The sequence below is a fragment of the Streptomyces sp. NBC_00539 genome, assembly GCF_036346105.1.
Lineage (GTDB): Bacteria > Actinomycetota > Actinomycetes > Streptomycetales > Streptomycetaceae > Streptomyces.
In genome coordinates, this window is sequence record NZ_CP107811.1 from 1,071,768 (window position 1) to 1,095,991 (window position 24,224).

The window sequence follows — 24,224 nt, forward strand, 5'->3', positions numbered from 1 at the left end:
ACCCATGTCACCCGGCAGCGGCCCGGAGTGTGTCGTCATCAGCGTAGGGACCTCCTGCCTCGCACCGGGAGGGGAGCTCGACGGGGCCGCGTTCGCCGCCCTCGCCGATGACGTCGTACGGATGCGTGCGCAGGGCATTCAGCCGGTCATCGTCAGCGCGGGCGCCGATGCGGTCGGCGCCGCCCGGCTGGCGGCCACGGGTCGGGGCCCCACGGGTCCGGGCCGGCCGGCCGTCGGCCTTGGCGCCGGACCGGCCCGGCAGATCGCCGCGGCCGTCGGGCGGGGGCCCCTGTTCGAGGCGTTCCGCGCTGCTCTGGAGGCGCGCGGGCTGGTGGCGGCCCACGTCCTGCTGACGGCGGCCGACGTGACGGGGCCCGAACACCGAAGCGGTGTCCGGTCCGTCCTGCAGGCCGCGCTCGATGCCGGACTGGTGCCGGTCGTCAGCGAGAACGACGCCGTCCCGGCCCACGGCGACGAGGTGCTCGCCGCGTTGCTCGCCGCCTCGTTGCGGGCCCTTCGGCTGCTGCTCCTGACCGACGCGCCGGCTCCGCCGGAGCGGGGCGCCGTCGGTGGGGGCCGGGCCCGGCGGCGCCTGGAGGTGGCCGTCATCGCACCGGGGGCCGGGCGGCCGGCCGGAGCGGGGGTTCCCGGGCCGGGCGGCGGCATGCCCGCCGTGCTGCGCGCCGCCTGGCTCGCCACCCTGGCAGGGGTGCCCGTGGTGATCGTCGAGGCGGACGCCGAGGACGCCGTCGTACGCGCCGTACAGGGAGACGACATAGGCACGCTCGTGCATCCACGGGTGCGCGCCGAGGACCCGGATCCCGAAGAGCTGGTGCGTTCCCTGTCCTGGCCGGCGTCCGGCGCACTGCCCGGCGCGACCGGTGCACCCGGTGGGCCTGGTGCGCCTGGTGGGCCCGGCGTGGTCGACGCCATCACCGGCGACTGGCGCATCATCGCCCGCGGCCGGTCCAGGCCCGGCCCGGGGCGGGCCGGCCGGCCCGCGCCGGGCACCCTCTTCTCCGCGGACACGGGCGTACGGCTGCTGCCATTCGCCCGACCGGCCACCGCCTGATCCCTGCTCGACGCGGGTCGGCCTCGGCCGACCGTCCGTCGCAGCCCCCAAGAATGGAGTGCAGCTTGCCCAGCACGTCGCCCATGCCCAAGGCGTTCCGCCGGCTGTGGCTCGCCTCAGGCGTGTCCTCCTTCGGCGACGGGGTCTACCTGACCGCGCTGCCGCTGCTCGCCGCGACCCTGACACAGGATCCCGTCCTGCTGTCCGTCGTCACCGCGGCCGCCCTCCTCCCGTGGCTCCTGTTCGGCCTGATCGGCGGCGCACTGGTCGACCGCTGGGACCGGCGGCGCACCATGTACCTCACGGACGCCGCCCGGGGCACGCTGCTCCTGGCGGCGGTCGCGGGCGCGGCGGCGGGCTGGCTGGGGGTGCCGCTGCTGATCGCGCTCGCGTTCCTGCTCGGGATCGGCCAGATCCTCTTCGACACCGCGGCCTCCGCGTTCCTGCCCGAGGTCCTGGACCGCGACCCCGCTCTGCTGAAGCGGGCCAATGCCCGGCTGCGCGGCACCATGGACGTACTCGACGGCTTCGCCGGTCCCCCGGCCGGTGCCGCCCTGTTCAACCTGGGCCGCACGGTGCCGCTGCTCACCGACGCCCTGTCGTTCCTCCTCAGTTCGCTGGTGATCCGCTCCCTCCCGGCGGGTCCGCCCAAGCCCCCGGCCCCCAAGCGCTCCCTCCTCAAGGACGCGCGCGAGGGGGCGGTGTACCTGCTGCGGGACCCGCTGCTGCTCGGACTGTCGCTGCGTCCGGCGCTCGGCAACTTCGCCTTCAGCGCGGGCGCTGCGGTCTTCGTCCTGTTCGCTCAGGAGAAGCTCCACCTGGGAGCGACGGGGTACGGCATCCTCCTCACCTCCGAGGCCGTCGGGGGATTCCTGGGCAGCATGGCGTGCGGCTGGCTGAGCGACCGCCTCGGCACCGGACGCGCCCTGATCCTCACCGCGGGCGTACTGACCGCGGCGCAGGCCACGATCGGCCTCTCCGACGGACCCTGGCTGGTGGGCTTCGCCATGGCCGCACGGGCCGGGGCCCTCGGCGCCACCATCGTGCTGTCCGCGACGGTGAGGCAGTCGATCGTTCCGGACGCTCTCATGGGCCGGGTCGCCGCGGCCGGGCGGCTGATGTCGTTGGGCGCCGCGCCGGTCGGTGCACTCTTGGGCGGCTGGCTCGCGAGCGTGGCGGGACTGCGTGCCCCGTACCTGGTGGGCGCGGCATTCCTGGCGGCCAGCACGCTGATCAGTCTGACGATGACCTCGAACCGCAAGGTCGCGCGGGCGATGGCCGAGGCGGCCCGGTCCCGGCAGCCCGAGGGCGAACCGGCGGAGGTGGCCGGGTGAGCGCGTTCAGGATGGCGCGCAGGCTGCGGCGGCGACTGGCCGGGCTGCTGTGCTGCGGTACGTGTGTCGCGCTGCACGCGCGGGGCATCGACCCGGCCACCGGGAGTGGGGCCGGGAGTGGGGCGCGAGCGACATGAGCGGGGGCGCGTGGGGGTGCGCGGGTGCGGTCACCCTCCTCGCCGCCGCGCTGGTGGCGGTGTGGTGGGCGGCCGGCGACGCCCTGCCCGGCCTGCCCCGGCTGCGTTGCGAGTTGCCGGGCCACGTCTTCGCCGCCGTCGTCGCCGGTTTCGGCGGCGGGCAGGTCGTGGCCGGCCGGCCCCTGCAGCTGGGGGTCGCGCACGTCGCGCTGCTCTGCGGTCCGTGGCTGGTCGCTGCCGCCGTGGCCGGCGCGTGGCCGGGTCGGGGCGAGGGGGGCGGGCGCAAGCCGGCGGTCGCCCCGCTGGTCGCGCTCGTGGGCGGCTTCCTCGTGGTGGGCCTGATCCTGTGACCGGCGGGCGCCGCCTGCGCCGAGTCCCGTCGGGCTACTGGAGCAGGCCGCGCTGACCCGCCAGGTATCCGGCCTGGAAGCGGCTGCGGGCGTCGAGCGAGTCCATGAGCCGGGCCACCATCCTCCGGTAGGTGCGCAGGGCCAGGCCCATCTCGCGGGCGGCGGTCTCGTCCTTGGTGCCGAGTGCGAGCTGCCGCAGCACTTCCCGGTCGAGCGCGGTCAGCCCTTCTTCGGGCACGCGCCTGTCCTCGGGGCCGGCCGGGGCGAATGCCGTCAGCGAGTGCACCAGCATCGGCGTGAAGGGCAGGCTGTGGCCGATGAGAGCGCCCTCGCTGTAGTCCTCCTCGTTCCGCGCCAGGACGACCACGGACCGGTCGATGATCACCATGCGCGGGCTGCGGCCGGGCGTGGAGTGGATCTCCACCCCCCGCCGCGCCAGGGCCGCCAACTGGCGCTCCGGCAGCCTCTCGGTTCCGCGTGCGGCTGCCGGCACGTACATCTTCACGCTCACTCCCGCGCTCCCGGTCAGACCGTGCGCGGCCGTGAGGTCGACCTGGTCCTCCAGCGGCCCCTCCCCCGGCACGGCCAGCAGCACCTCGCTGCGCGCCCCGTGAATGGCTTGGCGGATCTGCGCCTGACCGGCGAAGTTCATCTGCATGGCAGCCCCCTGTGTGCTTTGGCCCGGAGCATAGGAAGGCCCTGACAAGCTTGTCAATTTCTTGCCAAGCTGTTGCCAATTCCCGCCCCTTCGTGGTCAGCTACGGGGGAACGGCCGTGGCCGGCCAATGCGTTGGGTGCGCTGCGTCGGCACGTGCGTGCGTGACACCATCGAGGAGTGATGACCCACCCGTTCCAGAACGTCACGCACACCGCGTCCATCGAGCCGCTCCTCGACGGCCTGGGCACCGTCTTCCGGACGTTCGCCGACCAGGACTCGGGCTGCACCTCCTACGGGCTCGCGGCCGACGGCGGCCGCTGGTTCGTGAAGACCGCTTCGACACCGGACGCCGTCTCGTCACTGCGCAGGGCGATGGCGTTCCACCGGGCCGTCTCCCATCCGGCCATCGTGCCGCTGGTGCACTCCTTCACGACGGACACCGGCCCGGTGCTCGTCTACCCGTGGATGAGCGGCGAGGTGCTCTACCACCCGACCTTGTCCCGCCAGGGCGGCCGGACGACGCCCGGGAGTCCGATGGCCCGGTTCAGGAAGCTGCCGCTCTCGCGGGTTCACGCGGCGCTGGCATCCGTCCTGAGCGCCCACCTCGCCGTCGAGCGGGCCGGATTCGTGGCGGTCGACTTCTACGACGGCTGTCTGCTGTACGATTTCGAGGGGCACCGCATGATGCTGTGCGACCTGGACGAGTACCGGCCGGGGCCGTTCACCGTCGAGGGCGACCGGCTGCCCGGGTCCCGGCGGTACATGGCGCCCGAGGAGTTCGTCCGGGGCGCGGTGATCGACTCCCGGACCACCGTGTTCAACCTCAGCCGGGCGCTTCGGCTGCTTCTGGACGCCGGTGACGAGGAGGCGCAGTGGCGCGGCAGCGCCCATGGACTGGCCGTCGTCGAGCGGGGCACCGCGGCGGAGCCGGGGAGCAGGTGGGCCTCGGTGCAAGCGCTCGCGGAGGCCTGGGGCGGGCCTCAGGTTCCGGGGGCGGGTTCCGGGCGGTGGCCCCAGGCCGTGATCATGCCGGGGGACAGGGCGGCGCAGTCGGGAGAGTCGAGGTAGCGGAGCGCCGCGTCGATGTCCGCTTCGTCCACCAGCCCCGTCGCCGTCATCGCCTCCCTCGCCCGGTCCCACGTTTGCGCCCAGAAACGGCTGATGGCAGAGCCCGGCACGAGCGGCGGGACGTGGATCTCGGCGGCCACCGCCTCCAGCCCGACCCCCTGCAGCAGCTGCGGGTAGCGCGGCGTCCAGGAGACGTCGGTGCCGATCGTGTCGTGCAGGCCCTGCCACATGGCCTGCACCGCCCGGGTGTACGGGCTCGGCGGCGCGGTGTCGGTGGCCGGGTCGAACGCGTCGCTGAGGACCAGTACCCCGCCGGGGACGAGCAGCTCGGCGAGGGCCGCCATCAGCCTCTGCCGGGCCGGCAGGTGCATCAGGACGAAGCGGGCGTGGACCAGGTGGAACCGCCCGGGGTCGAACCCGGGGTCGGTGAGGTCCGCCTCCAGGACGTCGAGACCGGGCTCGGGGTGGGTGGCGAGGAAGCGGGTGTCGCGGTCCACGGCAAGCACCCGCGTGACGCCGAGCTCCCCCAGCAGCCGGCGGGCCACGCTCCCGGTGCCCGCCCCCACGTCGAGGCAGCTCCACCCGGGCCCCGCGCCCAGCTCCCGCAGCCGGGCGATGGTGGTGTCGTCGTAGGTGAGCGCCCCGAGGTCGATGCGCTCGTCCTCCCCGGCGCGCCCGGGCGGGAACACGGCCTCGCCGTACCGGCCGGAGGCCGAGGAGCCCGCGGGCGCTCCACCGTCACTCGGATGCATTCGCCCACCGCCTCCCGTACCCGGCGGGCGGCACTGCCCCCGGGGGCAGTGCCGCCCACCGCCTCCCGTACCCGGCGGGCGGCACTGCCCCCGGGGGCCCGTCACTGGCAGTATCCGCCACCCGGCGGGGTCCCGCAGCAGGGGCGGGCCGCGGCGCCCGGATACCCTCGCCCGTGCACACGAGGATCTACGGGCGGGGGTTTCGACATGGGGCTCGGACGCACGGGGCTCGGACACGACCCCGGCCAGGCCACCAGCAGGACGGCGCCGGCGACCACGGGCTCCGGTGCCGTGTCCGCCGCCTGGCGCCGACGCGCGCTGCTGCCACCGCTGTTGTGGGCGGTCTCGGCCGGACTGCTGGTCGCGCGGACAGCCTTCGACTCCGACACGTTCCGCAACTGCCGTTACCTCGGCCCTTCCCCGCGGATGTACGTCACCTCGTGGGGCGGGCTCGCCTGTGTCCTCGGCTCCCTCCTGGCGTACGCCGTCCTGCGCCGCACGGCGCACCGCTTCGGACCGGCGGCGTGGTCGACGTGGCAGGGTCGCTGCGCGACGGTGTCGGCACTGCTCGCACCGCTGTTCCTGCTCGCGCTGCTGATGACGACCTACTGGCTGTACGCCCCGGATCCGAGCGGCGGCTACGACTGTTCGGGCCTCCACCGGCTCACGGGTCCGTGACACCGCGGCCGGGCCGGCCCTAGGCGCCCCTCTCGAAGGTGCCGAGGCCATTGGCGTCCAGATACTCCACCCGCATCCTGCCGTCGGTGAAGGTCACCCCGGTGCGGCCCATGGCGTTCTCGCCGGTGGTCTCGAAGCTGAAGGTGTTCCCGTCGTAGTGGGTGAGCGGGAAGTCCATCGGCTTCGGTCCCAGGTGCAGGACCAGTCCGCCGCCCGGGCCGGCCGTGACGGTGGCCCGCCCGTAGAACGGGTTGGTGTAGGTGCCGGTGTACGCGCTGTCCTCGCGGCCCGGCTCCGGGGTGGCGGGCGGCTTGGCGAAGTCCGTCTTCGAACGGCCCTCGCCGAGCTGCTGCTTGTAGGCCTCGGCCACCACGGGCAGCCAGTCCCGGCTGGGCTTGCCGTACTCGGCGGTGTCGAAGAAGTCGAGGGCGACGGTGTCGGGCAGGCCCGTGGGGGCGCCGTTGGTGAGCACCACGATGGCGAGCTTCTGGGCGGGGACCAGGGTGACGTTGGTGTTGGCGCCGAGTGCGAAGGCGCCGGCGTGGCTCAGGCGCAGCCGGCCGTGGTCGTCGTACCGCACGTTCCAGCCCAGGCCGTAGAAGCCGGGCTGGGTGTTCGGTTCGGCGGGCGGCCGGCTGATGCTGTGCGGGACGTGGGTCTCGGCCAGGCCCGCGCTGTCGATGACCTGCCGGCCGTCGATCTTTCCGTCGCCCAGCTGGAGGCGCAGCCAGCGGGCCATGTCCCGGGCGTTGGAGCTGACGCCGCCGGCCGCGGTCTGCGCGTCGGCGTCGCGGACGTAGCGCGGCTTCCACGTGCCGTCCGCGGTCTTGACGTGGGTCACGGCGCGGTCGGCCGCCTTCTCGTAGTCGCTGAAGCGGGAGCTGGTGTGCGTCATCCCGGCAGGCTTGTACAGCAGGTCCTCGGACAGCTTGTCCCAGGGCACGCCCTTGGCCTTGGCGACGGCCTCGGCGGCCGCGGTGAAGCCGAAGTTGGTGTACGCGTAGCTGGTGCGGAACGGGCTGAGGGGCTCGTAGCGCAGGTGGGACAGGACGTACGCCTGGTCGTAGCCCAGGTCCTCCAGGAGGTCGCCCGAGTGGTCGGGCAGGCCGGAGCGGTGCGAGAGCAGGTCGGCCGCGGTGACGTGCGAGCTGACCCAGGGGTCCTTGAGGGTGATGCCCTTGAGCGGGTCGTCGAAGCCGTCGGCGCCGAGGGCCTGTGCCAGCACGGTGGAGGCCACCGGCTTGGAGACCGAGGCGAGCTGGAAGACGGTGTCAGGACCGACCTTCCCGCCCGGCGAGGCGGTGCTGCGGACGCCGAAGCCCTTGAGGTAGACGACCTTGTCCTCGTGGACCACGGCCACCGAGACGCCGGGCACCCCGGTGCGCCGCATGCCGTCCTGCACCTGCGGGTCCAGCGCGTCCAGGGCCCTCGTCAGGTCGAAGCCGCCGGGGCTCGGCGGCGGTGCGGCGGCGAGGGTCCCCGCGGCCAGGGCGAGCCCGGCGGCCACGGTCAGCCCGATGCGCTTGCTGTCGCGTCGCATACGTCCATTGAACGCCGGTCCCGGGTCGGGCGCCCGGGGAGGGCCGGGGCAGGGAAAACGCGGCGGGACCGCGCTCGCGGCCCCGCCGCCCCGGTGGACCGGGGCCCGATCCGGCAGACAGGGCACGGCCCGGCCGACGCAGGCCCCCTCGGCCCGGACCCCGGCGGTTCGGGCCCCGTCGGCGCAGGCCCCCGGGGCTCACGGGCCTCAGGGCGGCATCAAGAGCTCCGCCGCGCCCGTACGGAGGGCGTCCAAGGGGCGCACCTCCCGGCTCAGCCATCGTGAGTTCCTCGAGCCGCCTGCCCAACTCCCGCCGTCCACGGCGCGCTTTGCCTCGGGCCGCCCACCGCACCCCGCCCGCTCACCCCCGGAACCCGGCATACAGAATGACCCGTATGTCGATGACAAACACCCCGAAAACGGCAACGCTCGCCGACGCACCGCTGATCAGTGCCACGCTGGCCCGTGCCTTCGACGACGACCCGATGATGCGCTGGTTCTTCCCCGACTCCGCCTCGCGCGGGGCGACGCTCGCCCGCTACTTCAGCACCCTCTTCACCCGCCAGTACGCCCTCCACGGGGTCTGCGAGCGCACCGGGGCCTCGGCCGCGTTCTGGGTGCCGCCGCAGGCGCAGGCCAAGGCCGTGCCCGACGCGGAGACCATCCGGCAGCTGATGGACATCCTCGGAGGCCGCGCCCCGCTGTTCCGGGACGCCGTCGGCGAGGCCGCCCAGCACACCCCCCAGGAGCCGCACTGGTACCTGGCGCTGATCGGCGCCGACCCGGCCGCCCAGGGGCCAGGGCCACGGCGCGGCCCTGCTGCGCTCGGGCCTGGCCAAGGCCGATGCGGCGGGCCTGCCGGCGTACCTGGAGTCCTCCAAGCCGGAGAACCTGCCCTTCTACGAGCACTTCGGCTTCGCCGTGCGCAAGGAGGTGCAGCTCCCGGGCGGCGGCCCGGTGCTGTGGGGCATGTGGCGCGAGCCGGGCCGCCCGGCCGACGCCGCCTGAGCCGCTCACCGCACGCCCGAGGGCCCCGCACCGGCCGGTGGGGCCCCGGTGGGGACCTGCGGGATCAGGCGGACGCGAGGGAGATCTCCGTCGACTTGATCAGGGCGACCACGGAGGAGCCGGCGGCCAGGCCCAGCGCCTCCACGGCGTCCTTGGTGATCGCGGCGGTCAGCTCGCCGCCCTCGACGGACACCTTGACCGAGCCCATGGCGCCTCCGGTGGCGACGTCGGTGACGGTGCCCGGGATCTGGTTGCGGATCGAGACGCCCGCGACGGGGCCGGTCGCGAGGGCCACCTCGGTGGACTTCACGAGCGCGTTGACGGCGGAGCCCTCGGTGAAGCCGAGCTCCTTGACGGCGTCCGCGGTGATGGCGGCCGTGATGTCCTGGCCTCCGGCCAGACGGACCTTCACGGTCGCCATGGCTTCGCCGGCCGTAACGGAGGTGATGGTGCCGGGGATCTGGTTGCGGATGCTCAGGCTCATGCGAAAACGCCTCACAAGGCTCGGGGGAGGCAGGGCCGTTCGTGGTCCTGCTCATCGCCCGACGCTACTGCCCTGCGCGCCTCGTGTGCGGTACCGCACCAACCCGTCTGACCCCGCGTCTGCTGCGCTGCGCGCAAGCCCGTACGGCGCGTACATTCAGGTCATGTCGACGCGCGACCAGGTCGTATCGGCGCGCTACCGCGGGCCTCCGGTGCCAGGCTGAGGTGACACAGGACCTGCGGAAGGCAATCGCCATGATCACCAGTGACTTCGCCCCCGGCTCCCCCTGTTGGCTCGACCTCGGCACCCCCGACGTCCGGGCCACCGCGGCCTTCTACGGCTCCGTGCTCGGATGGGAGTACGAGTCCATGGGCGACGGGCAGGACATGGAGGGCGGGATCTTCCGGAAGGACGGGAAGGTCGTCGCCGGACTCGGCAAGCTCACCGAGGAGGGCGCCCGCCCGGCCTGGATGATCTACTTCGGCGTCACCGACGCCGACGCCACGACCCAGGCGGTGGAGCGCGCGGGCGGCACGGTCCGGGTGGCCCCGAGGGATCTCGGCGAGTGGGGCCGGATGGCGCAGTACAGCGACCCGCTCGGTGGACAGTTCGCCGTCTGGCAGCCGGGGAAAAACTCCGGCGTCGAGTTGGTGGACGAACCGGGTTCGCTGTCCTGGACGGAGCTGTACACGAGCGACGCCGCGGCCGCCAAGGAGTTCTACGGCGGCGTCTTCGGCTGGCAGTTCAGCGACACGGAGCTGCCCGGCGGCGGGGGCACCTACACCCTCATCACCCCCGCGGGGCTTCCCGAGGAGCGCATGCACGGCGGCCTGATGCAGCTGCCCGCGGAGCACCTGACCCTCACGGACGGACGGCCGTACTGGCACCCCGTCTTCGCCGTCACCGACTGCGACGCGGCGGTGGCCGAAGTCACCGCGAACGGCGGCAGCGTGCAGATGGGACCGCAGGACGCGGAAGGCGTCGGCCGGCTCGCCGTCTGCCTGGACCCGTCGAACGCCGACTTCGTCCTGCTCACCCCACCCCGCGGCTGATCCGTCCGGGCCGGTGGCCACCGCCCACGTGCGAGGGCGACACTCCCCCGGCCACGACTGACCCCACGGCCGCGCATGCGCTGATCAGAGCTCGGTTCACGGGGCACGTCCTCACACGGCACTGTCACCCGAATGGCCCAACATGACGTGCCACCCACATGGGTGAAGATCAAGCTGGCTAGTGCCCCAACAGATGCAATCCGTGAAAGGGGAACCACATGCGCCTTCGACGAATACTCGCCGCCGTCGTCACCACGGCAGCCCTCGCCGGACTCGGCCTCACAGGCGCCGCCACCGCCTCCGCCGCCACCGCACAGGGTGTCTCGTCCGACGTCACGCCTTCCCAGTGCAAGCAGGGCGGCGGAACGCCCGACCTGACGGACAACGTCTGCAAGGGCGGTACGTACGACGGGCAGAAGGTCGACTGATCCCTCCAAGGCGCCCCGCAGCCGCGTGCCGCGGGGCGCTCCCGCGCGGGCGCGGCGAACCGCCGGGGTCTGGCCTGGAGGAGACCCGGCTCACCCGACGGCGGCGCCCGCTCCGGTCAGCGGGTGCGGAAAGTGGCGGTGTAGACGTCCGTCCGGTTCCGTGGTGCGCCGGAGTGGGTCTCGGTGAGCACCGCCCGTACTCCCTTGCCGTCCGCAACCAGGCCTTGGTAGTCGCCGAGGAAGTAGCCTCCGGCGAACGGCGCCTGCAACCAGTCGAAGACCCGCGAGATACGTCGTTCGGCCTGCAGCTCCGGGTCCCCGTGCGGCAGCGTCGCCAGCTGGTAGGCGGTGGGCAGGGTGGTGGTGTCGCCCGGCTCGAGGAAGCGCAAGTCGTAGTAGGTGAGCGCGACCGTGCCCCGCTCGTCGACCGCGATCGACGGGGAGAAGGCCGGCACTCCGTCGGGGCTGATCAGCTCGGGGCTCCCCCAGGTGCGTCCGCCGTCGGTGGAGCGCACCAGCTGGATGGAGTCGAACTCGCCGGCGGAGAAGTCTGCGCCCTCGTAGGCCATGTAGAGCGTGCCCGTCCTGGGGTCGACGGCCGGGCTGGGCAGGGTGGACGAGGCGCGCAGCAGCTTGGTGGGATCGTTCGGGTCGACCTCCGGTACGGCGGTATCCCGTGCCACGGTGACCGGCGTGCTCCAGGTCTCTCCGGCGTCCGTCGAGGTGACCATGGCGTAATGGGCATCGAGGACGGTGGTCAGGTCGTCGGCGAAGGTGATCGTGTCGAAGAAGTCGTACAGGGTGCCCGTGCGCCGGTCGGCGACGATCAGATGGCCGATGGTCTGGGTGTTGGGCACGGCGCTGGTGTCGACGAACGGCCGGGCCTTGCTCCAAGTCCGGCCGCCGTCACGGGTGAGGGAGATGTATCCGGGGCCGTCGAGGGAGCTGGGTCCGGGCGGGTCGTTGTCGAGGCGGTCCCAGACCTGGTAGGCGGTGCCCTTGCGGACCGGGTCGGCGGTGAGTGAGGGCTTGTCGTTGAAGAACGGCTGCTCGTCGACGTGCGTGGTGGTGAGGTTCTGCCAAGTGCGGCCGCCGTCACGGGACGTGACTGTCAGGAGGGCGCTGCGCGTGCTCTTCGTGAAGTCGACGCCCTCCCCGCCTGCGTAGACCGTGCCGTCCGGTCCGGTGCTCACCCACGGGTCGGTGGCCCTTTCGTAGTCCGCGCCGCCGGGGGCGCACAGGCTGAACGGCAGCGTGCTCCGGTGGAAGGTGTGGCCGTCCGTGGTCCAGCCGGCCGCCAGGCCGCGGGCGCCGCCGTCGTTCCAGCGGTCCTGCTGGAACACGGTGACGACGCGCCTGGGGTCGCGCGGATCGACGGCGAGGTACGGCTCGACCTCGGTGCCCGGGTAGACGACGCTGTCGGGGGACCTCGCTCCGATGGTGCATTGCGCGTACGGGTCACCCTGCGACACCTTGACCAGTGGTCGGCCATCGGGGTTCCGGTCTGCTGCGGCGGGAGTCGCGCCGGTGACCGTGACGAGCAGGAGAGCGGCGGTGGTGACGGCGGTCAGGGGCAGGCGGACGCGCATGCGGGGATCTCCTCCGGGCCTGGCGGCCGGGGTACGGGACCGCCGGCATCAGGGCGGCCTGGGGCGCGGAGGGATACCGGAACGCGAGGGTGGGGCGACTCCGCTTGATCCTTTTCGGCGTAGCTGCCGGCGCCCTTGAGGGGCCGAACGAGGGAGTCGTCCCGGGTGCGTGGAGGAACACGGGGGAGCCGACCGGCGGGTGCGGTGCCGGTCGGCTCCTCGGTCGTGCTGTTACGTCGTCGTCTCGTGGACTCCCGAGCGGGTCGTGGGCCGCATGCCGGGTGGCGGTTGCCGACGGGGCCCGCCTCGTCTCAAAGGGGTTGGCACAGCGGGTTGGCCTGATGGACCTCTTCCACGGCCGGGATGCGTCGGGGCTTCGGCAAGGGCCACTTCGACACGGGCGATCCGCCCGACGGGGCACCGGGTGCCGTCATTCGCCACGCGTCGCGACGGGCGAAACCGCCTTGACTGGTTGCCCAGCCGTGCGCCGACCGGTCAAGTGATCGCCACCGTGGTCCCGTCAGGCAGGGCGCAGTAGTCGCCGGCGTAGGGGCGTGAAACCAGCTGTCCGCCGGCGGCCGTGCAGTCGTCTCTGGAGATGTTCACAGACGAGGCGGCCGCGGCGCCGACGGCGCCGACTGCGCTCATGCCGGCCAGGGTCGCCGCGGCCAGGGCGAGGCCCAGGATCCTTCGTACGCGCATGACTTCCTCCTCTCAGGCGCCTTCGTTCGGCCCTCGGGAAGGAGGAGTCTCAAGACGACGGCGCCCTCGTACTCAGCATGGGCGCTCCGCGTGGGGCCCGCGCGGCGGGCCTGGGCGCCGGGCTCGGTCGGTGACTGCCCGGGCACGGAGCATGACGTCGCCGGCCGGCCTCGACCGCCCGCACCGGTACGCCGCGTGCGCGTCGGTGACGGCGGCCCGCGTGCGCGTCGGTGACGGCGGTCGGGTGCCCCGCGGTTCGCTAACGTGGTTCGTGGGCCGCGGCCCGGCAGGCACCGGTCGCGGCGCCGCCCGCCACTCCGGCCCCCGTCAGCCCGGTCACGCAACCCTGGAGGTCACCGGACACGCCGCGGCTACAGGCCGCTGTGACCGAGGCGGAATCGGTGGCGCCGGCCAGTTCGGCCATCCTCGCGCAGGCGGGGATGTCCGCCCGGGCCGCGGGAGCGGCGAGGACCGCACCACCGACGGTGAGGGTCAGGCCGGCGAGGGCACCGGCGATACGGGTCGACGTGCGCATGGGACGCACCTGCCTTCCGGGTCGGTCGCGCGGTCCTGGTCCCGGTGGCCCGGACCCACGCGGTAGGGCCGCCTGCTGGCGCCCGCTCACATCCCCCGAGCCGCACCGGGACCTGGCCACCGGGCCGGCGCAAAGGGCCCAGGGCTTCCACTCACGGACCCCTCACTCCAGCGTCGCACCCTCTCCCCCGGCCGTCCTGGGCACGCCCCCCGGCCTCGTCGGCCGGGTGGACGCCGCCGCTTTGCGCTCCCTGCTGCCCCTGCCGTCGGACGCCGGCGCCGAGCGCGGCCCCGACCGCGGATCCGCCGGCGGGAAGGCGCGGGAGATCGCGGTCTTGGGCCCGCGGCCCGGCCCAGGGCGCGGACACGATCACCGCCGCACTCGCCCCGAACGCGCCGACACGGTGCGGTACTTCGCCGAGCAGTTCAGCGCGTTCTTCCCCTGGGCTTGAGGTGGGTCGCAGGGAGCGCCGGGGCCGGGATCGGGGGGCCGTCATAGCCCTTTACCTCGCCGAACCGCGACCCGTTCATCCAGTCGTCGCGGGCCTGCACGATTTCTTCGTGCGAGCGGCCGATCCAGTTCCAGAACCATCGGATCACAGCATGTTTTCCCAGGTCAGGGCGTCACCCGTCCCTTAAAGTCAGCAAAAGTCAGCATCGGAGCACCCTTCTGGTGGCCTCGACCCGGGGAATTCGTTTCTGCGAGCACTGGATTCCGGTCGCCCGATGAAGCGAATTGTGTGTTTGTCCTCTGCGGTCCACCCGGGAACGGGAGGCGCGGCCGGAATGTGCGGGCCGGTCGGAGCGGCGTTCAACTCTCCTCGCTTGGCGCCTGCCAGAGTCGGGCCCGTGCTCATTCGTCATGTTCGCACGGTGGCCCTCTCAGCTGCCGCCGTGTTTGTCGTAACCACCTTCGCTGGCTGGGATCCGACCGCTCTCACAGCTGGGCGCGGGCCGGGCGATGTGGTCGTCCGCGTCGACCAGGCCGTTTATGGAGCGGGCGAGACGAAGGTCGCTGTCGTGTTGGGAGCGGAGGATTCACTGGCGGGACGCGGGTTTCATGGTATTCGACGGTTAGCACCGCGCTGTTCTGACGGGTCGGCTCGGCCCCCGCACGACGAGTTGGAACTAGCGCTTGCATGCACACTGTGGACCTGTCCGCGCTCACCGCAACCGGCACCTACCCTCTGACCCTCACCGGAACCGCGACTGGTACCTCGCCCCGATTCCCGGTGGCTCCGGCCAGGGAGTTGACGACTCCCCTCGTCGAGCGGAACGTCCGATCCCATCAGGTCCAGCGTGACGGCGCGGAGGTGGGGCCCGGCTGAGTGCGAATGCTGTGCAGCAGGTCGATGCGCTGGGGACTGTAGGGGCGGGCTTCGAGCCGATGGCCAGCCAGGTGCCTGTCGGCAGGGTGAACTGCCGCAGCCCTGTGGCACGGGCCCTTCGGGGCCGGGTCGGAAGAGGGTACGCAGAGCGGGCCGACCGGTTTCCCGTTCAGGTAGGTGCCGGTGGCGGTGCGCAGTCCCTGTACCCCTGTAGGACCGGAGAGCCGGCGGGCGTAGGCGTCAAGACGGGCGGCGCCGTCACGGCCGGCGGGGTGCCAGTAGGGCAGGACGACATCGACCTCCGCCCCCACCTGCGGGAAGTCGGTGCGCAGGTCCTGCATGTCCCTGGCAATCGACGAGTCGGCGGGCAGGGCCCGCTCGTCGCTGAGGCTGAAGACGGCGTCGCGGAAGGGCAGGGCGAGCAGGAGCAGCAGCGCGCTGGTGAGGGCGAAGACGGTGACGGGGCGGCGCATGACGGCGGTGGCCAGTGTGAGCCATCGGGCTGCGGATCGGGCGGAGCGGCGTCGGCGGGCCAGGATGTCGCGGCTCGCCAGGCGTTCACCGAAGCAGGCCAGAGCGGCTGGAATGATCAGGAGAGACGCGATCGCGGCCAGCAGGACGACGCTGATGCCCGCGATGGCCAAGGAGCGGATGAGGGTAAGCGGGAACACGAGGAGGCCCAGCAGAGCGGCGGCGACGATGCCCGCCGAGACGACGACGGTCCGCCCGGCTGTGCAGGTGGCGCGGATCAGGGCCTGATCGTGCGACACGCCGGAGGCGGTCTCCTCGCGGTACCGGGCGACGAAGAACAGGCTGTAGTCGACGGCCAGGGCGAGGCCGACGGCCGTAGTGAGGCTGAGGGCGAAAGCGGACACTGGGGTGACGATGACAAGGGCGCGCAGGATCGCGGTGGTGCCGGTCACCGCGACGGCGCCGACGGCCAGCGGCAGGAACGCTGCCGGGATGCTGCCGAACACCAGGAGCAGCAGCATGAGGGTGGCGGGCATGACCAACAGCTCCGTGCTCAGCAAGTCCCGCTCACTGTGGAGTTGCCGCGCGCGCGACGGCGGCCTGACCTGCGGCCTGGGTCTCCAGTGGGCTGTTGGGCCCGGTGGCCCGGGCGAGCACACGTTCCGCGACGTTGAGCTGGGTGCGCTCGTCCGCCTCGAGCCACAGGGCGATGAGGGCCGTACGGCCGTCGCTGGAACGGAGCAGCGGGTCGGGCGGAGGCGACGGCCGGTCCTTGGTGGCCTGGCCGAGTGGGCCCGTCCAGTACGAGTCGACGGCGGTGACACCCGGTTCCTGCCGCAGGTCCTCGACGAGCCGGGTGCCGGCGCTGCGCGCTGCGGCGTCGTCGACGGAGCCGGTGATGCGGGCGAGAAGCAGGAGAGGTGGCATGCCGCCGTGGCGCGACTGGCCGAGCATGCTGCGCACACGGGCCGACGGGGTGTCTTCGGCGATCCAGCCACCGGCGCCGAGGTGCGCGGAGACGCCACTGGACAAGAGGCCCGCGACGACGAGCAGCGCGGCAGCGGCCAGAACCAGCCGGTTGCGGCGCACGGCCCAGCGGGCCAGCGCGGCGAGGAGGCCCGGAGTGTGCGAACGGCCGGACTGCTGGGACTGCTCGCACATCACGGGTGGCTCCTGCATGGGGCGGGGACGGGCAGGCACGTCGGCGGGATCAGCGGGTGGGCGGGGTCTGGCTGGGTGCCTCGTAACCGAGGCGGATCAAGGCGCGCCTTGCGAGGTCGGTGATGCCCCGGGCGTTGAGGAACTCCAGCGTCGGCAGTTCGCAGCCCAGTCGACGGCGAGCGGCGATGACGGCCTCGACGGCCATGAGGGAGTCCAGCCCGAGTTGGTCCAGACGGCGGTCGCGGTCGAGTCGGGCGGGGTCGGTCTGCAGGATGTCGGCGAGGACCTGGGTGATGGCGTCGGCCGCCAGGGTGACGGCCTCGTCGGTGGTGGCGGTGGCGAGACGGTGGCGCAGGTGGTCGGGGCCGTCGTCCTGGGGAGTGTGGGCGGGGATGAGACCGGCCAGCCGGGGGGTCTGCACGGCCGGCATCATGCTGCGGATGCGGGCCCAGTCGATCCTGGCGGCGGCGCTGACGTCGGTGTCCCGGGCGATGGCGTCTTCGAGGGCGGTGCAGGCTTCGGCGGGTGTGAGGTTGTCCAGGCCGAGGCGGGCGAGCATGTCGGTGATGCCGTGGCGGGCTGCGTAGCCGGTGTCGCCGATGGCGCCCCAGGCCACGGTCGTACCGGGCAGCCCGGTGCCGCGCCGGTTGCGGCTGAGCGCTTCGAGGTAGCCGTTGGCGGCGGTGTAATTGGCCTGGTAGGCGTTGCCGAACCAGGTGGTGACCGAGGAGCAGGCAGCGAAGAAGTCGAGGTCGCGGCCGCGTGTGAGGGAGTCCAGGTGTGCCGCGCCGAGCATCTTGGGCTCCAGGGCGGTGCGGATGCGCTCGTCGGTGAGTTCGGCGAGCGCTGCGTCGTCCAGGGCCATCGCGGCGTGGATCACTCCGCGCAACGGGTGGGGTCCGGCGTCGACGGCGTCCAGCACCCGGCGTAGGTCGGCTTCCCGTGTGACGTCGGCCGTGTGGGCGGTTGCTTGGGCGCCGCGGTCGGCCAAGGCCTGGATGAGGTCGGCGGCGCCGGGGGTGTCGGCGCCCCTGCGGCCCAGGAGGGCGAGGTGGCGGGCACCGTGGTCGACGAGGCGGTGTGCGAGAGCGGCTCCGAGGCCGCTGAGTCCGCCGGTGATCAGGTAGGTGGCGTCCGGGGACAGCCGCAGGGGCGGGTGGGTCCTGTCGAGGGGCGGCGGCTCCTCGAAGGTGATGACGACCTTGCCGAGGTGGCGGGAGCGTTGCAGGGCTCGCAGGGCCTCGCCGATCCGGGCGGCGGGGTAGGCCAGGTGCAGCAGTGGTCCGTAGGTGCCGTCAGTGATCCGTTGTGCCATCTCATCGAAACAGGTGCCGGCCTGGGGCAGGCGGCTGGAGATGAGCTGGTGCGCATCGACACCGAAGAAGGCGATGTTGTTGCCGAAGGGCCGGAGGGCCAGGGGGGTGGACGCGTAGATGTCGCGCTTTCCGAGCTCCACGAAGCGCCCGCCGGGCCGCAGCAGTTCCAGACTGCGGCCGATGGCCTCGCCCGCGAGGGAGTTGAGGACGACGTCGACGCCCTGCCCTCCGGTGAGGTCACGGACCTGTTCGGCGAAGGCCAGGGTGCGTGAATCGAGGACGTGGGGGACGCCGAGCATGCGCAGCAGGTCGCGCTTGGCGGGGGTGCCGGCGGTGGCGATGACGGTGGCACCTCGTGCCTGGGCGAATTGGAGGGCGGCCAGCCCGATGCCGCCGGCGGCGCCGTGAATGAGGACGGTCTCGCCTGCCTGGAGGTGGGCGAGGCGTTCGAGAGCGTGGTGGACGGTGAAGTAGACCACGGGCAGGGTGGCGGCTTCGGCGAACGTCATGCCGGTGGGGATGGGGCCGACGAGGCGGGCGTTGACGGTCACCTGGGAACTGAGGCTGCGGGGTGCGAGGGCGTAGACGCGGTCGCCCGGTGCGAGGTGGGTGACGGTACGACCGGCGGAGATGACCGTGCCGGCGCATTCGAGGCCCAGGGCAGGGCCGTCCGGCAGCGGTGTCTCCGCTCCCGGCGGCAGGAGACCGACGGCGAGCATGACGTCGCGGTAGTTGAGCGCGGCCGCTTCGACGGCGATGGTGACCTCGTCGTCGGCGGGCCGCTGCGGGTGGTCGGGTGCCCAGGTGAGCCGGGGGTGCAGGCCTGCGTCGTGCAGGCGCAGGGTGAAGGGCACCGGGGCGGGGGCGTCGTGGGTGTCGGTGGCCGTGCGTAGGGCGACGGTGCGGGGGACGAAGCGTCCGCCGCGGGTGAGGACGACCTCGTCCTCGTCGGTGGGGTGGAGCAGTTCGGCAGCCAGGCGCCGGGCGTCGTCCGTGGGGCGGGGTCCGGCGTCCAGGGAGATGCGCCGGATGGTGAGGTGGGGGATCTCGTTGGCGAGGGAGCGGGTGGCGCCCCACAGCACTGCGTCCTGGGGAACCTGGGGCTGTTCGGGAGCGGAGTGGATGCCGCTGGGGCGCGTGATGATCCACAGGTTGGTGATGGATCCAGCCGGCAGGTGCGAGGCGGGACCGGCTAGGGCCCGTAGCGCGCCCAGACGGGTGACGGCCTGCTCGGATGCCTGGGAGGGGCCGGCGCCGGACTGCGCGGCGTCGAAGAGCAGAACGGTGTTCGGCGGTTGTTGATCGACCGCGAGCCGGTCCCAGTGCTGGGGGGCGTCGTCCAGCCCGGCGAGGTGGACGTCGGCGCCCGTGCCGGTGAGGGCGTCGGCGAGGGTGCGCATCAAGTCGCTGTCCGGGCTCTCGCCGGCGAGCAGCCAACGGGTGTCCTGGACGGCCGGCGGCAACACGGGGGCGGGGCCGGCGGCGGCCCGTTCGGTGCGGCGGGCGCAGAGGACGGAGTACTCGAGATCGGGCAGGGGCTCGTCGTGTCCGAGCTGGGCGACCTCGTCGAAACCGCAGTCGCGCAGCAGCGGTTGCCAGGCGTCTGCGGGCAGCAGCGGGGAGTCCTGCCGGAGTGCGGTGTCGGTGAAGTCCCAGAAGCCGTCGAGGGTTCCGAAGCAGGGTGCCAGCAAGCCGGGTTCGTGGGTCTCGTGGGCGAGGAGCTGCCCGCCGTCGGCGAGGAGATGGGTGATACGGGCGAGGGTCGCGCGCAGGTCTCGGGTGGCGTGCAGGACGTTGGTGGCGATGACCACGTCGAAGGACGCTTCGGTGAAGCCTTGCTCGGCGGGGTCCTGGTTGAGGTCGAGGGTCCGGTAGTCGACGAAGTCGAAGTCTGCGAAGCGGGCCTTGGCGTGGGGGAAGAACCCGGCCGACAGATCGGTGAAGGTGTAGGTGGTTCGTTCGGCCGGGAGGTGGGGCAGCAGCAGGGCCGTGCTGCTGCCGGTACCGGCGCCGACCTCCAGGATCCGCAGCGGCCGGTCGGACGGCCAGGTGCGGACCTGCTCGCGCACCAGGGCGCGGAGCAGTTGGTTGTGGAAGCGGGGCTGGACCGCGTCGCTGTAGAAGTACTCGATCAGGTGGCGGTCGGGTTCGTCGAAGAGCAGCGTCAGCGGATCGCGCTTGCCGCGCAGGACGTCGGCCAGATGCAGACAGCACCGGCCGAACAGGGCGATCTCCACTGCTTGGTGGGGGAAGTCCCGTACGAGCTGCTGGTACAGCTCCAGCGGCGGGGGGCCGTCCGTCTCGGGGAGGTGCCAGCGGGCGGGGCGGTCCTCTTGGGCCGGCCGGGTCTGGCGCACCAGGCCGCGGGTGGCGTGGGCGAGCAACTCGGCCAGCCGGGCGTGCTGGGGCCGCGTGCCGCCCGCCACCAGGTCACCGGTGTCGAACTCGACTTGCCCCGGGGGCAGCAGCTGGGCGAACGCGTCGGCGGTCAGACGGGAGCAGCACTCGCGAAGGCGTTGCAGTCCGACTCCGTGGCCCTCTGTGCGCCAGGCATGCTCCAGGCGGTCGCGGTGGGGCAGGCACGCCTGGACCAGGGTGGTGGGCGAGGGCAGCGGCGCGGGCTGTGCGGGGGTGGTGGCGCTGGGGGCGGCGCGCAGTACGTTGACGAGATGCTGTACGGGTTCGGTGGGGGTGTTGCCCATGCGGCGCAGCCGACAGCCGGTAAGTTCGAGGTATACCTGGCCCTCGGTGTCGGACAGGGTGATGTCCCAGCACAGTTCCTGGGGGCTGCTCTCGCGCAGGCGCACGTGGATCAGCCCCGTCTGCGGCGGGGTGTGCCACAGGCGCAGTGCTTCGACGGCGACCGGAAGGAACGGCAGGTACTCGCCGTCGACGGTGGTCAGGCAGCCACCCGCCTGCAGGGCTCCGTCGAGCAGCGCGGGATGGACGTGGTAGCCGTCGGCGGGCTCCGTCAGGGTGTAGGAGCCGAGAACTTCGCCCTCCCCCAGGCGAAGGTCGGTGAGGACCTTGAAGGCGGGGCCGTAGGCGAGGCCGGCGCGCCGGGCGCGGGCGTAGTGCTCGGCGGCGTCCAGCCGGGTGTGCAGACGCCCGCGCAGGGCGGTGAGGTCGACGGACGCCGGTGCGGAGGCCAGCAAGCGCCGTACACGGGCGCGGGCGTACGGCTGCCAAGGAAGGTCGTCGCCGGTGCGGGCGGCGATCTCCAGGGCCTGGTCGGGCTCGTGGAGGGAGACCTGCACGCGGAGGTCGGTGGTGTCGTCGTCCCAGGGCAGGTCGAGGGCGCGGGTGATGAGGAGGTGGTTGACCTCGACCGGGGCGTCGTGGACGAGCCGGCCGGCGGCGAGCGCCATCTCCAGGTAGGCGGTGGCGGGCATGACGACGGCGCCTGCGACCTGGTGGTCGGTCAACCAGGGCAGCCGGGTCGGCTCCACCAGGTTGGACCAGGCAGGGTGCTGAACGGAGACGCGCGCCCCCAGCAACGGGTGCTGGACGGGAGTGGTCTCGCCGGTGACGCGCAGCCACCACTGGGGGTCGCCACGCCAGTGCCGTTCGCGCTGCCAGGGGTAGGCGGGGAGGTCCGCGGTCCGGCCGGGGTGGGGGAAGAAGGCGTCCCAGTGGGCGCGGGCGCCGGCGGCCAGCAGCTGAGCGGCCGCGGTGTCGACGGCGGCAGGCCCGGGCACCGCCCGGGCGCAGGTCCCCGCGATCAGAGCCGGCCGTTCCAGGTCTTTGGTGGCCTTGCGGAGGTAGGGCCGCAGGACGGGGTGGGGGCCGATGTCGACGAAGGTGTCGTAGCCGTCGTCGAGCAGGGTGTGCAGCGCCGGTCCAAACAGGACGGGTTCGCGGACGTTGCGCCACCAGTAACCGGCTCCGAGGTCCTCGCCCGGGCAGGTGGTGCCGGTGACCGTCGAGACGAACGGGATGCCGGTGGCGGCGGGGCGCAGCCCCTCCAAGGAGTCGAGCAGGGCGCCCTGGATGGCGTCCATGGCGCGGCTGTGGAAGGCGTAGTCCAGCTCTAGCATGCGGAAGAACACCGCACGCAGGTCCAGGTCACGGCCCAGGGCGCGGAGTTCTTCCTCGGGGCCGCACACGGTGACGTCCTGGTCACCGTTGACGGCGGCGATCTCCAGGGTGCCGGCATAGGGGGCGAGTTCCTTGGCCGCTTCCTCCGCGGACAGGCCGATCGCGGCCATGCGTCCCTGGCCGCGGGTGGCTGCCTGCGCACGGCTGCGTTCGGCGACCACGCGAGCGGCGGTGGGCAGGTCGAGGGCGCCGGCGACGTGGGCGGCGGCGATCTCGCCGACACTGTGGCCCAGGACGGCGGCCGGGCGGATACCGCGGGCCTTGAGCAGTTCCACCAGGCCGATCTGGAAGGCGAACAGCAGCGGCTGGGCGACCTCGGTTGCCAGGATGCGAGCGGGGTCGGCTCCGGCCATCTCCTCGCGCACCGACCAGCCCAGGTGGGGCTTGAGTGCGTCGTCGACCCGGGTGAGCGCGGCGCGGAAGACCGGCTCCTCGCGCAACAGGTCCGCGCCCATGCCGGCCCACTGGGAGCCGTTACCGCTGAAGGCGAACACCACCCGGCCGTCCGTGACCGCCTGTCCGGTGGCGGTGGCGGCGGGCAGCGGGTGTGCGCCCTGACCGACGGCCTCCAGTGCTTCGGCCGCCTGCTGGGCGTCGGAGGCGAGGGCGACGGCCCGGTGCGGGTGAAGGGTGCGGCGGCGTGCGGCTGTCCACGCGGCGTCGTAGAAGCCCTCCGGGCCCTCCTCTCGCAGCCGCTGGGCCATGCCGGCGGCCGCGGCTTCCAGCGCCTCGGGGGTACGGGCCGAGACCACCACCGGAAGCAGGCCGCCGTGTTGCAGCACGGGTGCGCCGGGCGCGGGAGCCGACGGCGCGGCGGCGAGGACGGCGTGTGCGTTGGAGCCGCCGAAGCCAAAGGAATTGACGCCGACCACCGGCCGCTGCTTGTCCAGGGGCCTGTCCTCGGTGCAGGGGTCGAGTTTCCAGCCGTGGAAGTCGATGTGGGGGCTCAGCGGCTGGGCGTGCAGGGTTGCCGGGATGTGGCGGTGGCGCAGGACGAGCAGGGCCTTGAGCAGCCCGGCCATACCGGAGGCGGCCTCCAGGTGGCCGGTGTTGCTCTTGACCGATCCGATCGGCAGGGGCGCGACCGTGCGGCGGGCGCCCAAGGCCCGGCCGATGGCGTCACACTCGATCGGGTCGCCCACCGGGGTGCCGGTGCCATGGGCTTCGAAGTACGAGAGGTCGTCGGCCGTCACGCGGGCCTGGGCGTAGACCTGCTCCAGGAGCACCGCCTGTGCCTCGGCACTGGGAAGGGCCAGCCCGGTGGTACTGCCGTCGCTGTTCACGCCGCTCGCCAGGATCACCCCGTGGATGCGGTCGCCGTCCGCGAGGGCGTCGGTCAGCAGCTTGAGCGCCACCACGCCGCCGCCTTCGGCGCGCACGTAGCCGTCGGCCTCAGCTGAGAAAACCCGGCAACGGCCGGTGGGCGACAGCATGGAGGCGGCGGAGAACCCGGTGAAGCCGAAGGGGCTGAGCAGGACGCTCACTCCGCCGGCCAGCGCCATGCGAGTCCGGCCCGCCCGCAGGGTCTCGCAGGCCTGGTGCAGGGCGGTCAGCGCCGACGAGCAGGCGGTGTCCACCGTCATGCTCGGCCCGTGCCAGTCGAGCAGGTGGGAGATGCGGTTGGCGGCGTTGGTGGCCGCGAGACCAGCCATCGTGTACGCGTTGGGGGCGTCCGCGCCGGATGCTTGCAGGTCGGCGTAGTCGTGGCTCGACATGCCGACGAACACCGCCGTGTCGGAGCCGGCGGTCGCGACCTGGTCGATGCCGGCGTCGTCCAGGGCCTCGACCGCCATCTCCAGCAGCAGCCGGTGCTGCGGATCCATGCGCGCCGCCTCGCGCGGCGAGATCCGCTGGAAGTAGCCGGTGTCGAAACCGGTCACGTCCTCCAGGAACCCTCCTGCGGCCGTGTAGCTCTTGTTGCTCTTGCGCCGCTTGGTGTCGACGAACCGTTCGGGATCGAAACGGTCGGGCGGTACCTCGCCCACCAGGTCGCGTCCCTCCCGCAGCGCCTCCCACAGGCCGTCCAATCCGGAGATACCGCCCGGCAATCGGCAGGAGAGACCTACGATCGCCACGGCCTGCCTGTCGGGGTTTGCGGGGGCGACGGTCACAGAGTTCTCCCAGTGCACAAGAGGGGGCAGCGTCGGCGCTAGAGGTGATGGCGGTCCGGCGGTGTGTTTCCGTCGCCGAAGCATCCGCGATCTTACGGAGCGGTGGCACGGCCCTTTCACGCGTTGCTCCGTTCAGGGGAACGCGAGGGGTGATCTCAGCGCGCATCGAGGGGTACTTCAGCCAGCCAGCGCCCGTGCCTGCCCTGGCGTATTCACCACTGCGGGTGAACCTGCGTAGCGCCTCCACCGGTATCCACCTGCGGACATGCCGAATCGGGAGGTGGAAAGGCGTCAACCTGCCGCGCGTCGGCCCCCGGAAGGGAAGCGGCAAGCCACCGGTCCAGCGGCCGCCG

At 72.8% G+C, this 24,224-nt stretch carries 17 protein-coding genes and 2 pseudogenes; 8 read left to right on the top strand and 11 right to left on the bottom strand.

Going from position 1 to position 24,224, the window contains the following annotated elements; all coding sequences use genetic code 11:
* Positions 1-4 precede the first annotated feature (4 nt).
* The 3 genes from OG861_RS04765 (at position 5) to OG861_RS04775 (ending at position 2,893) form a co-directional block, all read left to right on the top strand.
* The gene (locus OG861_RS04765; protein WP_329200188.1) at positions 5-1,072 is read left to right on the top strand and encodes an amino acid kinase family protein; all 1,068 of its coding nucleotides are present in this window, start codon (positions 5-7) and stop codon (positions 1,070-1,072) included.
* Between the two features lie 65 nt (positions 1,073-1,137).
* Positions 1,138-2,406: an MFS transporter gene (locus OG861_RS04770; RefSeq protein ID WP_329200186.1), complete on the top strand. Its 1,269-nt coding sequence runs from the start codon at positions 1,138-1,140 to the stop codon at positions 2,404-2,406.
* A gap of 133 nt (positions 2,407-2,539) precedes the next feature.
* Entirely contained in the window at positions 2,540-2,893 is a 354-nt protein-coding gene (locus tag OG861_RS04775) for a hypothetical protein (RefSeq protein ID WP_330261313.1), read from the top strand.
* A 34-nt stretch (positions 2,894-2,927) separates the two neighbouring features.
* Here the strand turns inward: OG861_RS04775 and OG861_RS04780 are convergent, their stop codons facing one another.
* Positions 2,928-3,551: a hypothetical protein gene (locus OG861_RS04780; protein ID WP_329200182.1), complete on the bottom strand. Its 624-nt coding sequence runs from the start codon at positions 3,549-3,551 to the stop codon at positions 2,928-2,930.
* 180 nt (positions 3,552-3,731) lie between these two features.
* Here OG861_RS04780 and OG861_RS04785 point away from each other — a divergent pair, with 180 nt between their 5' ends.
* Positions 3,732-4,619, top strand: coding sequence for a serine/threonine-protein kinase (locus OG861_RS04785; RefSeq protein ID WP_329200180.1), 888 nt, complete (start codon positions 3,732-3,734; stop codon positions 4,617-4,619).
* On the opposite strand, the gene OG861_RS04790 is transcribed toward OG861_RS04785, so the two are convergent.
* Entirely contained in the window at positions 4,532-5,371 is an 840-nt protein-coding gene (locus OG861_RS04790; protein ID WP_330261314.1) for a class I SAM-dependent methyltransferase, read from the bottom strand. The two genes, OG861_RS04785 and OG861_RS04790, sit on opposite strands and share 88 nt — an antisense overlap.
* A 207-nt stretch (positions 5,372-5,578) precedes the next feature.
* Here OG861_RS04790 and OG861_RS04795 point away from each other — a divergent pair, with 207 nt between their 5' ends.
* Complete coding sequence (locus tag OG861_RS04795) at positions 5,579-6,049, top strand: hypothetical protein (RefSeq protein ID WP_329200177.1); 471 nt, start codon at positions 5,579-5,581, stop codon at positions 6,047-6,049.
* Positions 6,050-6,068: 19 nt separating this feature from the next.
* On the opposite strand, the gene OG861_RS04800 is transcribed toward OG861_RS04795, so the two are convergent.
* A complete protein-coding gene (locus OG861_RS04800) occupies positions 6,069-7,589 on the bottom strand; it encodes a serine hydrolase (protein WP_330261315.1) in 1,521 nt (506 codons plus the stop codon).
* Between the two features lie 386 nt (positions 7,590-7,975).
* Between OG861_RS04800 and OG861_RS04805 the strand changes: the two are divergent.
* Positions 7,976-8,597 (top strand): annotated as a pseudogene (locus OG861_RS04805) (GNAT family N-acetyltransferase).
* Between the two features lie 64 nt (positions 8,598-8,661).
* Here the strand turns inward: OG861_RS04805 and OG861_RS04810 are convergent.
* The gene (locus OG861_RS04810) at positions 8,662-9,081 is read right to left on the bottom strand and encodes a TOBE domain-containing protein (RefSeq protein WP_329200171.1); all 420 of its coding nucleotides are present in this window, start codon (positions 9,079-9,081) and stop codon (positions 8,662-8,664) included.
* A gap of 254 nt (positions 9,082-9,335) precedes the next feature.
* Here OG861_RS04810 and OG861_RS04815 point away from each other — a divergent pair, with 254 nt between their 5' ends.
* Both OG861_RS04815 and OG861_RS04820 read left to right on the top strand, forming a co-directional pair.
* Positions 9,336-10,133 (top strand): VOC family protein, encoded by a 798-nt coding sequence (locus OG861_RS04815; RefSeq protein ID WP_330261316.1) that lies wholly within the window; start codon positions 9,336-9,338, stop codon positions 10,131-10,133.
* 218 nt (positions 10,134-10,351) lie between these two features.
* Positions 10,352-10,561 carry a hypothetical protein gene (locus tag OG861_RS04820; protein ID WP_329200168.1) on the top strand — a complete coding sequence of 70 codons (210 nt, stop codon included), beginning with the start codon at positions 10,352-10,354 and terminating at the stop codon, positions 10,559-10,561.
* A 116-nt stretch (positions 10,562-10,677) separates the two neighbouring features.
* On the opposite strand, the gene OG861_RS04825 is transcribed toward OG861_RS04820, so the two are convergent.
* The 7 genes and pseudogenes from OG861_RS04825 to OG861_RS04855 form a co-directional block, all read right to left on the bottom strand.
* Complete coding sequence (locus OG861_RS04825) at positions 10,678-12,150, bottom strand: sialidase family protein (RefSeq protein ID WP_330261317.1); 1,473 nt, start codon at positions 12,148-12,150, stop codon at positions 10,678-10,680.
* Positions 12,151-12,645: 495 nt separating this feature from the next.
* Positions 12,646-12,852 (bottom strand): hypothetical protein, encoded by a 207-nt coding sequence (locus tag OG861_RS04830; protein ID WP_329200164.1) that lies wholly within the window; start codon positions 12,850-12,852, stop codon positions 12,646-12,648.
* A 259-nt stretch (positions 12,853-13,111) separates the two neighbouring features.
* Positions 13,112-13,387 (bottom strand): hypothetical protein, encoded by a 276-nt coding sequence (locus OG861_RS04835; protein WP_329200162.1) that lies wholly within the window; start codon positions 13,385-13,387, stop codon positions 13,112-13,114.
* A 425-nt stretch (positions 13,388-13,812) separates the two neighbouring features.
* Positions 13,813-13,974, bottom strand: a pseudogene (locus tag OG861_RS04840) (pirin family protein); the annotation flags it as partial.
* 700 nt (positions 13,975-14,674) lie between these two features.
* On the bottom strand, positions 14,675-15,721 hold the full coding sequence (locus OG861_RS04845; protein WP_329200161.1) for an MMPL family transporter: 1,047 nt from the start codon (positions 15,719-15,721) through the stop codon (positions 14,675-14,677).
* Between the two features lie 31 nt (positions 15,722-15,752).
* On the bottom strand, positions 15,753-16,346 hold the full coding sequence (locus OG861_RS04850; RefSeq protein ID WP_329200160.1) for a hypothetical protein: 594 nt from the start codon (positions 16,344-16,346) through the stop codon (positions 15,753-15,755).
* 49 nt (positions 16,347-16,395) lie between these two features.
* The gene (locus OG861_RS04855) at positions 16,396-23,835 is read right to left on the bottom strand and encodes an SDR family NAD(P)-dependent oxidoreductase (RefSeq protein ID WP_330261318.1); all 7,440 of its coding nucleotides are present in this window, start codon (positions 23,833-23,835) and stop codon (positions 16,396-16,398) included.
* Between the last annotated feature and the right edge of the window lie 389 nt (positions 23,836-24,224).